The organism is uncultured Gimesia sp. (genome assembly GCF_937910335.1).
In the GTDB taxonomy this organism is placed as follows: domain Bacteria; phylum Planctomycetota; class Planctomycetia; order Planctomycetales; family Planctomycetaceae; genus Gimesia.
In genome coordinates, this window is sequence record NZ_CALEMX010000123.1 from 1 (window position 1) to 11,933 (window position 11,933).

The 11,933-nt window shown below is 47.6% G+C and carries 15 protein-coding genes and 1 pseudogene; all 16 read right to left on the reverse strand.

The window, feature by feature from the left end; all coding sequences use genetic code 11:
• Nucleotides 1–456: pseudogene (locus tag Q0668_RS04900) on the reverse strand (hypothetical protein); the annotation flags it as partial.
• Nucleotides 457–531: 75 nt separating this feature from the next.
• Entirely contained in the window at nt 532–1,458 is a 927-nt protein-coding gene (locus Q0668_RS04905) for a lactate/malate dehydrogenase family protein (protein ID WP_298860669.1), read from the reverse strand.
• A gap of 59 nt (nt 1,459–1,517) precedes the next feature.
• Nucleotides 1,518–2,408: a class II aldolase/adducin family protein gene (locus Q0668_RS04910; protein WP_298860672.1), complete on the reverse strand. Its 891-nt coding sequence runs from the start codon at nt 2,406–2,408 to the stop codon at nt 1,518–1,520.
• Nucleotides 2,409–2,480: 72 nt separating this feature from the next.
• Complete coding sequence (locus Q0668_RS04915; RefSeq protein WP_298860675.1) at nt 2,481–2,762, reverse strand: EutN/CcmL family microcompartment protein; 282 nt, start codon at nt 2,760–2,762, stop codon at nt 2,481–2,483.
• Nucleotides 2,759–3,451: a hypothetical protein gene (locus Q0668_RS04920; protein ID WP_298860678.1), complete on the reverse strand. Its 693-nt coding sequence runs from the start codon at nt 3,449–3,451 to the stop codon at nt 2,759–2,761. The genes Q0668_RS04915 and Q0668_RS04920 overlap by 4 nt, the downstream gene beginning before the upstream one ends.
• A gap of 31 nt (nt 3,452–3,482) precedes the next feature.
• Nucleotides 3,483–3,740, reverse strand: coding sequence for a EutN/CcmL family microcompartment protein (locus Q0668_RS04925; RefSeq protein WP_298860681.1), 258 nt, complete (start codon nt 3,738–3,740; stop codon nt 3,483–3,485).
• A 68-nt stretch (nt 3,741–3,808) separates the two neighbouring features.
• Entirely contained in the window at nt 3,809–5,239 is a 1,431-nt protein-coding gene (locus Q0668_RS04930; RefSeq protein ID WP_298860684.1) for an aldehyde dehydrogenase EutE, read from the reverse strand.
• Nucleotides 5,240–5,310: 71 nt separating this feature from the next.
• Entirely contained in the window at nt 5,311–5,838 is a 528-nt protein-coding gene (locus Q0668_RS04935; RefSeq protein WP_298860687.1) for a hypothetical protein, read from the reverse strand.
• A gap of 14 nt (nt 5,839–5,852) precedes the next feature.
• The gene (locus Q0668_RS04940; RefSeq protein ID WP_298860690.1) at nt 5,853–6,167 is read right to left on the reverse strand and encodes a EutN/CcmL family microcompartment protein; all 315 of its coding nucleotides are present in this window, start codon (nt 6,165–6,167) and stop codon (nt 5,853–5,855) included.
• A gap of 49 nt (nt 6,168–6,216) precedes the next feature.
• Nucleotides 6,217–7,407, reverse strand: coding sequence for an acetate/propionate family kinase (locus Q0668_RS04945; RefSeq protein WP_298860693.1), 1,191 nt, complete (start codon nt 7,405–7,407; stop codon nt 6,217–6,219).
• Between the two features lie 99 nt (nt 7,408–7,506).
• On the reverse strand, nt 7,507–7,776 hold the full coding sequence (locus tag Q0668_RS04950) for a BMC domain-containing protein (protein ID WP_298860706.1): 270 nt from the start codon (nt 7,774–7,776) through the stop codon (nt 7,507–7,509).
• Between the two features lie 141 nt (nt 7,777–7,917).
• Nucleotides 7,918–8,217 (reverse strand): BMC domain-containing protein, encoded by a 300-nt coding sequence (locus tag Q0668_RS04955; protein WP_366918870.1) that lies wholly within the window; start codon nt 8,215–8,217, stop codon nt 7,918–7,920.
• A 132-nt stretch (nt 8,218–8,349) separates the two neighbouring features.
• Nucleotides 8,350–9,054, reverse strand: coding sequence for a phosphate propanoyltransferase (pduL, locus tag Q0668_RS04960; RefSeq protein ID WP_298860696.1), 705 nt, complete (start codon nt 9,052–9,054; stop codon nt 8,350–8,352).
• Between the two features lie 58 nt (nt 9,055–9,112).
• On the reverse strand, nt 9,113–9,874 hold the full coding sequence (locus Q0668_RS04965) for a DeoR/GlpR family DNA-binding transcription regulator (RefSeq protein ID WP_298860698.1): 762 nt from the start codon (nt 9,872–9,874) through the stop codon (nt 9,113–9,115).
• Nucleotides 9,875–10,324: 450 nt separating this feature from the next.
• Entirely contained in the window at nt 10,325–10,963 is a 639-nt protein-coding gene (gene purN / locus Q0668_RS04970; protein WP_298860701.1) for a phosphoribosylglycinamide formyltransferase, read from the reverse strand.
• 44 nt (nt 10,964–11,007) lie between these two features.
• Nucleotides 11,008–11,933, reverse strand: a 926-nt coding sequence (locus Q0668_RS04975) for a hypothetical protein (protein WP_298860704.1), incomplete at its 5' end; no start/stop codon positions are given.

The following is an 11,933-nucleotide window of genomic DNA, read 5'->3' on the forward strand; positions in this document are numbered from 1 at the left end:
CAATCCAAGATCAGCGCCGTAAGCACGTTCTTCCGGCTTACAGTCCAGATGCCCACACATGATGTGATCCAGACTGGCAGAGCGAAATGGCTTGGCCGGCGATAAATGAACGACACCTCCACGGGGCACATGTACGTCAGTCGTATCATTGGCCCGTGCCGCTGGTGTAATCGGCGAATTGTCAAACAATCGTTCGTCAATAGTCAGTTTTTCACTCGTACTGGCTGACATCAAAACAATGTCTACGATTTCCTGTTGGATCACTTCACGAATTTGCTGCCGGTATTCGGCCAGCGTTTTATATTTGAGTTCCTGATCGTGCCGTTCCGGAGATAAACCAGGCGCACCAATTCCAAACGCCATATCAGCGTCCTTGGCATCAGCAATGATAAACTCTTTCGAACCGCTGGGATCAGCGTGAATCGATCGGATTTTTATATCAAGTGATTTTTCCATCAGACATTCATTTCAAATTAAAACGCAACAAAAAAGGAATCAAATGTAATTTTTAGGCCACCGCTTTCGCGTTGATCAGCCAAGAACCTTGCTCAGCGTTTCGCCTAGAACTTTTCCAGACTGTGTCAGCGCCAGCTGTTCTTTCGGCCAGAGATCGATCTCAATATGTTTTACCACTCCGGAACGCCCCATGACTGTGGGGACGGAGATACAAACATCTCGTAAACCAAAGGCTCCGGTCTGTAATGAAGAAACCGGAAGAATGCGCTGTTGATCCAGGGCAATGCAATGTACAACATCAGCAATACTGACACCCACCGCAAAACCGGCTCCCCCTTTTTTCTTGATGACTTCAGCTCCACTGCCGCGAGTTTTCTTTTCTACTTCAGCAATCAGTGAGGGGCTGCTGCCAGGAAACTTATCCAGAGGCAGTCCACCCACTTGAGCAGCCGACCAGATTGGAACCATACTGTCGCCATGTTCTCCAAGAATCAACGTGGAAACCTGAGAGGGCGGCACATCCAGACGGGCAGCCAGCATGCTGCGCAGTCGAGTGGTATCCAGAACAGTACCCAGACCAATCACCTGCGCCGGTGGTAGTCCTAGCTCTTTCATTGCCAGATAAGTCAACACGTCAACCGGATTCGAAACAACAAATACGATCGCACCCGGTTTTGTTCCCACACGTTTTACATCAGCCAGAATGTTTTTAAACAATTCTACATTCCGGTTAATTAAATCGAGACGGCTTTCTTCGGGTTTACGACGCAGGCCAGCGGTGATCACAATCACGTCGCTGTCTTTGACGAGCTCGGTTCCACCAGCGTAAATTTTCTGATCTGCGGTTAACGAGCTGCCATGCAACAAGTCCAGAGCCTGGCCTTCGACCATATCCTGGTTCACATCGACCAGCGCAATTTCCCGGACTATGCCTCCGGCCTGTAATGCAAAGGCGGCACAAGAACCAACCAGTCCACCTCCACCGATAATACTTACATTCATGATCTATTCTTTTCTATATGACGATGTAATGTGTCTTTTTTGAATACAGGGAAATCAGATTATTTACCCAACGCTGACATGACCTGATCGGTAATCGCTTTAATCAACTGATCAGAGCTACCGCCATTACTGCTCGGAGTAGCTGCTGAGGATGGTTTCTGCAGGTATCCCGGATAACTGGGGGCAGGCTCAAAAGCGATCTGCTGAGGAAGACCTTCTTTATATCCATCTCGGAAAGCGCTGTTTCCACACAGGTCACAGTCTTCAACATGAAAACGAGGATCATCGAAGCCGAGTCGCTGTTTCAAGTCCAGCAATTCGCGTGTTTCCGTTTCAGTAAAGTAACTGACACGACCCATTTGCTTGGACAATAATAGAATTTTACAATACGCATCCAGAATTTCTGTTTTCCAGTAAGCGTCTTCCAACGACTTACCAAAGGTGACGGTTCCGTGTCCCGTCAGAATAATCGTGTTCGTGCCCCCTTTGAGGAAAGGCACAACCGTGTCGGCAAATTTCTGTCCGCCCGGTGTTTCATAAGGTGCCATCGGAACTTCACCCATGAAGACTTCTACTTCCGGAAGAACACATTGTGGAATCGGCTCGCGGGCCACTGCGAACGCGGTTGCATGTGGGGGATGGCAATGCACTACAGATTTAACATCAGGACGTTCTTTCATGATCGCCAGGTGCAACAGGATTTCACTGGTGCGTTTGCGAGTACCCGCGATTTGATTACCATCCAGGTCAACGGCACAAATGTCTTCAGGTTTCATGAATCCTTTGCAGATCATGGTTGGTGAGCAGAGAACTTCATTTTCGCCGACGCGAATCGAAATGTTTCCATCATTGGCAGCGGCAAATCCTTTATTATAAACGCGACGTCCGATTTCGCAGATCTCTTCTTTCAGGCTTCGGTCATGAATTCCACTGTTCCATTGATTTGACATTCTCTCTACTCCAAACATTTAATAAAAAAATTGTGTTTTCAGTGACTGTGATTTAATTGGTAAAATGTGGTCTTAGTAAACTTCAACCTGATCCAGGATTGCCGACACATAGGCGTCGATCGGTTTGACATCAGGATGAAAGGGAGCGGATGCTTCTGCGCCTTCACTGACCGCAATCTGACAGCCTGACGTAGCACCTAGCTCGTCATAAATAATAAAAGGTTCTGTTTTCTTTTTCTTCTTCGTGTTCAGCTCATCACTCTTTAAAGGAATCGCAACCAGCCATCGGGCACCAGCCAGACTGGGATGCTTGCGTGAAAGCGTTACTTTTCCGATGACTTCTGCAATTTTCATAATTCATTTCCGTTTGCAGGAACGCCTGCATTTACAAATGTTTTGATCAAATTTCTCAGTTCGATAAACGATTTCTGTAACGGGTTAACGCAAATTAGATTTGGTCTCATTTGTGAAATCACGTTTCTTAACTGGTTCACGTCCTGAATCGAGGCAGCGCGAATTTTCTGATTACGATTCGCCAGACAGGCCGCCATCTCTGCTGCTTCAGCAAACAGAACAATTCCTGCAGCATCCGCACGGCACAAACTGCTGATCGCATCATTCACCGACTCTTCCAGTGAAGCACTCAATTCCTGTGACCAACGTGTATTGGTCTGTTGCTCAATCGTTTCCAGTGCATTTTCAACTGCAGATGAGTTTGATAAAACAATTGCCCGCCAGGTTGTTCCCAGCCCTTTTGAAGAAGCAACGGCAGCTGGGCGATGGACACTGACATTAAACTCACGCAGATAATCTTTCGCAGAAGGAGTCAAGATCGATTCGGCAGCAATGCCGACGACTGATTGACCTTTTATCTTTTCCGCCAGTAAATCTGCAGTTATGACTTTGTCTGACAATACAACCGAAGAGTCAGGCGTGGAAACAGATGGTGCGCTTCCCGATGATTGCCCGCCACTTCCCATTTGGGAAATGGTCGACAATACATTGGCGACTACCTGATTGACCAACTCTTCAGAAAACTGCATTACGTTCTAATTGACTTTTCTAGTATCTAAATTAACGATCAATAACACCTAGAGTGGCCCAGCGGATGGGAGTATTATTCACACCCACCATTTCTCGCACAGCGGCTCCGTCTGAAGTCAGCAGGACTGTATCTCCCTTACCGCACCCCAGTTCGTCGATGACCAGCTCAGGAAATCCCTCAGCGTTGCCTTTGATATCGAGTGTTTGAACCAGCAATAAGCGCCAGCCATCCAGACTGGGATGTTTGGCGGTTGCCGTTGCTCGTCCAATGACTCGTCCTGTCAACATTTGATTTCATTCCTGAGACAATAAATAGTTGTTGATTGGCAGAAAAATACTTCCACCAATGTGCTGAATTAAATCACTCGCAAGTGTCCTACTGTCGTAGAACGACGGAAGCGAGTGAATGTCAGTGGGTTCGTAACTCCCTCACCGGTCGGAGTTGCAATACTAAAGGAAGCATAACCTTCGCCACCGTTGCCCAGAGCGGCTCCACAGGGACCATTCTGCACAAACAATGTCGTGTCCATGATGCGACCCATTTTGGTGATCGCTTCAATATTTCGTGAGTGAATCATGCTCGTGTGACGGAATCCGTGTTCGAATTCTTTAGCCAGCTCAATTCCATGATCTGCGTTTCGGCAACGAATAAAGGGAACGAAAGGCATCATCTGTTCTTCAGGCACGAATGGGTTGTTCGTGTCGGTTTCGCCGTAAAGCAACTGTGTTCCAGGTGGGACACTCACTCCGATCATGCCAGCCAGCACGTCTGCATCTTTTCCAATCAGATCACGGTTCAGAACAGCGTGTCCACCCGGTTCTGTAGGAGCCGAGAATGCCAGAGCCGTCAGTTGAGCGATCTGCTGGCTGTTCAATTGATATCCGCCATGTCGTCCCATAGCAGACATGAGTTCGTTGAAGATACTCTCGACGGCGAAGACTTCTTTTTCGCCGATGCATAATAAGTTGTTATCGTAGGCACCTCCGATGATGATGGACTTGGCTGCATTATCGATATCAGCCGTTTCATCAACCACAACAGGTGGATTACCAGGACCAGCGACAATCGCACGTTTCTTGGCAGCCAGTGCAGCACGGGCTACGCCCGGACCACCGGTCACGCATAAGAGTGGAATTCCCCGATGATTGAAAATTTCATCAGCGGTTTCCAATGTGGGAGTTCCCAAAATGGTCACCAGATTCTGTAAGCCGGTAGCCTGATAAATGGCTTGATTGAAACGCCGTACACCTTCGCAGGCAATTTTTGCTCCGCCAGGGTGCGGGTTGACTACCAGCGTATTGCCGGAAGAAACCATGTTCACAAAGTTGCAGGCCAATGTAGGTAGTGAGTGAGTCACTGGCGTGATCGCTCCGATGACACCAAAGGGAGCGTATTCGGTCAGGCTGACCCCGTAATCTCCGGAAACAGCATCAGTCTTCAGAAATTCCATGCCGGGAATGTTTTTGATCAAATGCAGTTTTTCAATTTTATGATCGAGGCGACCAATATTGGTCTCTTCCAACTCCAGACGACCCAGTTCATCGGCCTGTGTAGCGCAAATCTGTCGTACTATTTCGACTGCCTTCGCTCGATCTTCCATAGAGGCATTCAACAGCCGGTTTTGCCCCTCGGTCGCAGCAGCCACCGCCTGATCGACGCAACTGAAAACACCCCAGTCGCCATCCTGATTCGCTGCGGGCGAAGTGGATCCGTAACCACCACGTTGTTTCAGTTGTGATAAAACTTCCTGTACGACACTTCGAATAGCTTCTTCAGTCGCCTGCATAATTTATTTCTCCCCGAGTCGTCTGACTTTGAGATTGAACACTCAACGCCGTCGTCTCAGTCTTTCAAAATTCAGTTTTGGTTTTCCAGGTTATAGTTTTCCATCTGGTTGCGAATCCATCCGTCCAGTTTTGATTTCGTTGGTATCGAAGCGATCATGACTAGCAGCAAAATTGCAACAGGTATAAACGCCAGCCTCTGGTTTTCCACCATCACGGCGACGAGACTCAGCATGGCGGCACCTTCCAGTAACGCCATGCCAATAATCAATCGCATCATGAAGATCTGATAGAAGTTTCCCAGCATCTGTTCTTCATCGTCGTTCGCTTCTGTTTTTGCAGTTTGCATGGTTTGTGCAAACTGCTTGCGGGATATGAGATTCGGAACAATGAAGCGAATAACGAGGCTCATTGCCGCCATTCCCATCGCTGTAAATGTGAGAACTGGTAAACCGGCATTTGGTTTTGATCCATTGATTAGAACAGCGACCACAACTCCAAACACAACAACACCAGCGAGCATGGCAAACCAGATGATCATCATGGCTCGATGTCGTTCATTAAGAGGTAGTTGTGATAATTGTTTGCGCTGGGAATACATTCTCTAGTGCTCGATTATTTTTCCGTTGAGTTAAAAATTTCTGTAGATCCAATGTGAACCTGATCGACGATACCTACGATGGCGGCGTCGATGGGCAATGTTTTGGTCTCTTTCGTGAACCGGGCCGATGACCCTTGCACACACAGCACGACCTCACCCTGCCCTGCTCCCACGGTATCAACGACGACAAAAGATCGCCCTGTCGGAGTTAAATCACTCTGGTCTTTTTCGTTGACGCGCAACGGCTCGACAATGAACAGCGTCTGGCCTACCATCGCTTCGACTTTCTGTGACGAAACGATGCTACCGGTAATACGTCCTATAAACATCGAACCAACTCCTCAAAAATCCTGAAAAGGATGACCGTCATTTCTAGCGTTACGAACGCCCTTCGATGACTTCCACTGTTTGCCGGCCGACCACAATTTCTTCATTGGTCGGTACAACCCAGATTTGCACCTGACTGTCGTCTGCCTGGATCTGCGCTTCGTTAGAAGCGACTTTGTTCCGTTCAGAATCCAGGCGGATTCCCGCCCATTCCAGATTGCTACAAACTTTCTCTCGTAAACTCACGCTGTTTTCACCGATTCCACCCGTGAAAACAATCGCATCCGCTCCACCAAGTACCGTCAGGTAAGCTCCCAGGTAATGTCGGATTGCAGAGTGAAACACGCTAAGTGCCATCTCTGCCCGTTCGTGACCGTTGGCTGCCGCTTCCTCCAGATCGCGACAGTCGCCACTTAATCCGCTCATTCCCAATAGACCACCCTTGCTCGACAGGTCTTCCAAAAGTTCCGCCAGAGATTTTCCGGTGGCTTTTATCAAAACTGGCAAAGCAAACGGATCAAAATCACCCACACGGTTATTGTGAGGCAATCCTGTTTGGGGACTCATTCCCAGACTGTTGGCTTTGGAAACACCACCTTGCATGGCACATAATGAACTACTTCCTCCCAGGTGACAGGAAATCACCCGCAGGTCATCCCTGCCAGTTAACTCGGCCATACGAGTGCCGATATAACGGTGACTGGCACCATGAAAACCCCAACGCTTGACTTCGTATTCTTCCTGCCATTCAAAAGGAATGGCATAGGTACGATTTTCCGCAGGGATGGTTTCATGGAAAGCCGTTTCCAATGCGGCAACCAGCGGAATTTCAGGAAAGGCCTGACGCAGTTGTCGCATAGCTCGGGCATACGGAGGGTTATGAGCAGGTGCTATATCTGCCAACGCCTCCATCTTGGTCAGCAATTCTTCATCTACCAGACGAATGCCACTTAAGTTTCCGGCAAAGACCGCTTTGAATCCAATTCCCGCGACTTCATCTGCTGAACTGAGACAACCCCATTCGGAATTGGTCAATTGAGACAGACATAAGTTGACGGCGGCTGCATGGTCGGGAACATTGTCTGTCTTTTCCTCCCGATGCGAACCAATTTCGACAAAGCAATTGCTTTGCGCTTCGCCAATACGATCGATGCCCCCACGTGCAAGCTGCACTTCAGCGGGCATATCGAACAGGCGATATTTGAAACTGGTGGAACCTAAATTGGCAACAAGTACTTTCATTGCAGGAATCCATTCTGTGACTTAAAGACTGGTGTTTCAACGTCCTTTTTCCCGATCGGCACAACGTGTGTGTGCGGGAAGAACCAACAGTACGCTCTCTTACATAAAGTGTGACATCAAACCTTCAGCGGGACGTGCAATCACATGGGCTCCAACCAGTTCTCCAATTTGAGAAGCAGCAGATGCACCGGCATCAACTGCAGCGCGAACTGAGCCGATATCCCCTTGAATGACTGTGGTCACAAACGCACCACCAATTTGAATCTGGTCAACCAGAGTCACGTTGGCGGCTTTGAGCATGGCATCGGATGCTTCAATTTGAGCAACCAAACCTTTTGTTTCAATCAGACCAATTGCTTCTGAACTCATTTTGTCCTCATTTTTTTTAATTGTGATGGGTTGAGCTGAATTTCCTGTGGCTTCATACCAGTTAAACGTCAACTGGTTATGATCATCGTCGATTCGATCAGATTCAGGGATTTCAGCCGTCAATGTTGTTAACCCGTTAAGTTATTTCTTGGCAGCAGCAGAATTTTTCGGCAGAATACTGGCAAGTTCTTCGTGAGGACGTGGAATGACTTGAACGCTAACCACTTCGCCCACTTTACTGGCAGCAGCAGCACCCGCATCCACGGCAGCTTTGACAGCAGCAACATCGCCGACAACAAAACCGGTGACTAGTCCGCTACCCACTTTTTCCCAGCCAATCATTTGTACGTTGGCAGATTTCAACATTGCATCGGCGGCTTCAATCAGGCTGATCAGCCCTTTTGTTTCCACCATTCCCAGGGCTTCCATTGCTTTCGCCATGAGTCAGTTCTCCTTTTAGAGATAGTTAAAAAAACAGTTCATTATTTACTCAGAATCGAAATTCAATCCTGAAACAGGTATCAAGCAAACCCTCTGATAAAGTGATCAGACAAATTTGCATCAGATTTGGTATTAGCTGTGTTTACATTTACAGCCTTCAGGAACAAACAGTGTGACGGAAGACGCATGATCCAGGTCAACTGCGTTTCCTTCATCGGTATCGATGTGAACCTCAAGTTTGACTTCCGGATTTTCGCGAACCACGACATCTTCCAAAACCGTAGTACAACCAAGCGATTCAATTCGCAGGTGTAACTGGTCACCGTTGGCACATTTGTAAAAAGCACAGTCGGCAGGCGACATGTGTACGTGTCGGGCAGCTCGGATCACTCCTTTATCCAACTCAACAACTCCCTTGGGACCCATCAATACACAACCGGGCGTGCCTTCAAGGTCACCGCTGATCCGAATCGGAACTTCCAATCCCAGTGAAATCGTGTCGGTAAAAGCCAGTTCTACCTGAGTATCACCGCGGCATGGTCCTAAAACGCGTACATTGGGAATCATTCGGCGACGCGGTCCGACAATCGCCACAGTCTGTGTCGCAGCAAAGTAGCCATCCTGATACAGATCTTTCTGAACTTCAAGTTGGGCCCCTTTGCCAAACAGAACCTCAAGATGTTCTTGCGAAAGATGAATGTGTCGGGCAGAGATATTCACAACCAGTGGATTCGGTGCACCAGAGGCTGCTGCTCCACCTCCCAGTTGCTGTGTCAATGCCTGACGAACCAGTTGTTCTACCTGAGTGCGTGATATTGAATTTGTAAGCTGTGTCATAATAAACGGATCTCAATTTCTTGAATTGGATTAGTTGTATCTGCGAAAATAATATGTGTTATGTTTCTACGATCGTCAGTTCTATTCCTGCATTTTGGATGACGGATTTCCATTTCTCAGAAATTCCATCATCGACAACTATATGGTCTACCTTGTTCAACGGACATAAATGAGCGAGTGCCGAATGCCCAAATTTGGTGCTGTCTGTCACAACAATCACTTCTTCTGCTGCTTCAAACATTTGTTGTTCCGTTTCCACCAGCAACATGTTGCTGTTGTAAAGTCCGTTCTCAGTAATGCCTCCAACACTGATAATCAATCGCCTGACATGTACGCTTTTCAGCGAATCAACTGCCGTCTTGCCTAACGCGACTCCTGTTTTGGGAAACAGAAACCCGCCAATCAACATCAGATCGATATGCGGCTGATTTACCAACAGGTTGGCGATCGGCAGCGAATTCGTCACGACCTGAAGTTGTTTTCCCGCCAGTTGACGCGCCACTTCCAATGTCGTTGTGCCACCATCCATGAGCACAGCCTCTCCAGGAGAGATCATGCCGGCTACAGTTTGTGCAATCAACCTCTTTTGCCCAGAAGACATAAAAGAGCGATCTTCAAAGGTTGCCAATGACTCACCACTATAAGCGGCGCCGCCACGGGTTCGGCGTATCTGACCGATTCCGTCAAGATGCTCCAAATCCCTTCGAACAGTAGATTCAGAAGCACCTACAGAATCCATCAAATCCACAAGAGACACATATCCCTTGTTTTCAACAATCTTTAAGATGCTTTCCCGTCTTTCGTCAAGCAACATTGACATGCAAACTCCTCCTGAGACGATAGTATTCCCTGAAGAGTATGCCTCTCAATTCACCAGGTATCAATCAATATTTCCAAATTATCACCACAAACTTTCAAAATCAATCATAATCTGTCAGTTGTTTTGATATTTCCTAAATACTTCATCTTTCCTAAAAGAAATATTCAAATTGAGTGGGAAACCACTAAAGATTCCCCAGACACCCTGTTTTGAAACGGTTGATGGCTCTAAAAAAAGCCGAGAAGAAGGATCCAGAAAGGGCATAGAGGGGCTGAGTCAATGCAATCGACAGTCTCTCATTCATCGTAACCGCATCGATATCTGCCGTATCTTCTCCAATCGGCAACGATACACATCGGGAAGAATGTCAGTCTGACTCCTGACACATGATAAGGCAAAGTCGGCAGATGCTTTGAATCACCAGATGAGGAATGACTGCTCTGGAAAAAATCACTCTTCAATCACAACTCTTTGATCGACAAGTCTGATTTTGCCTTCAACGAAGAGTTGGATCATTTGAGGATAGAGTTCACATTCTGCCTGGAAGACGTTGGCCGCAACCTGATCCGGAGTGTCGGTGCCTTTGACCGGAACCGATTTCTGGCCGATGATCGGCCCATGATCATATTCATTATCGGCAAAGTGTACGGTACACCCACTGATTTTGACTCCGCGTTCGACAACAGTTTCATGTACTTTGTGGCCGTAATATCCCTGTCCACAAAATGCCGGTATGAGTGCCGGATGAATATTCATCACGCGGTACTCATAATCTTCGGGAATGTCTACCAGTGAAAGATACCCCGCCAGAGTAACCAGATCGATTTCTGCTTCACGACAGAGATCAAAAATGGCAGCGCTGAAATCATGTCTGTTTTCATAATCGCGTCGACAGATGACTTCGCAGCGTAGTCCTGCGGCTTTCGCCTTGGCAATGCCACCACAGTCAGGGCGACTGGCGATGACCAGTGGAACCTCAATATCCAGTTCTCCCGCGGCCTGTTTTTCCAGAAAATTGGTAAGTGTTGTCCCACCACCAGAAATCAGAACTGCCAGTTTTAAAGGGCGTTTCAAGCTTGAAGAAGGCATATCTGCATTCATTTTAATCAATTCAAGTTTGCTAAAGAGATAAGTTATTGCGGGCTTTGCTTGTCAGGCTCTGGTTTTGATATTGTTGTTTCCGGTTTCGATTCAAGCTGATCAAAACTGACCTGGCCCTGATTGGTCTGCAATCGTTTTTCTTTGAATTCTTTATCTTTCCGCATGACGCGCCACATTGCAAATGCTACACCCGCAATCAAGATGATCAGGCCACCTGCCAACAGTTTCGAAAAGAGTTGACTTCCTTTTTCATCGACCGCTTGCGGGGACCATAACAGTTGCTTCGCCAGAATCAAAGGAGCAACCCGCGTGTCATCCTGTGCGTTGTAAGCATACATCTTGAAGAGGTAGCCTGTCACAGTGACATGATCAATTATATCAGTTCCTTTGGGTAGCCCCTCCTTGAGTGCAGGTGGAACCCCGGTGCAAACAACAACGGTGGGATTCTGTTGAGAGTCGTCTGTAAACAGCCACGCTTCGTAAAGAGTCTTGATGCCGTAGTCATTTTCCTCAGCGGGATAATGAATCAGTTTTCTCACGCGGCCCGTTAATGTGACCAGTCTGCCTTTGTAACGGCTGCTGTTCTTGAAGATGTCAGGAAACAGGGGGAGTTTAAGTTGGGGGTGCTCTTTAAATGTTTTCAGCTCTGATCGCCTTTGTTGCAGGTTAAATTCGGCGGCCTGCTTTTGATCCTTCAAGCTGGTATCCTGAAGGTGTTTGAGCACTTGGTAATACAGTGTTTTTTCTTCGGGAACGATGCCTCGAAAGTCACGGTCCAGAACTTCATTGAATATAGAAGGATCCAGTTGATCCGGGAAAGGTTGAAAGGGATCACTGGCACGCTCATCAGCATTCACAGTAAGAGAGGCGTACATTCCGATGAGTCCGCTCAGTATCAGAGTTCTGATGTAAGACTGCATGATCCGCTCCTGCCTCTCCACTTCATTAAGTTGTTTAA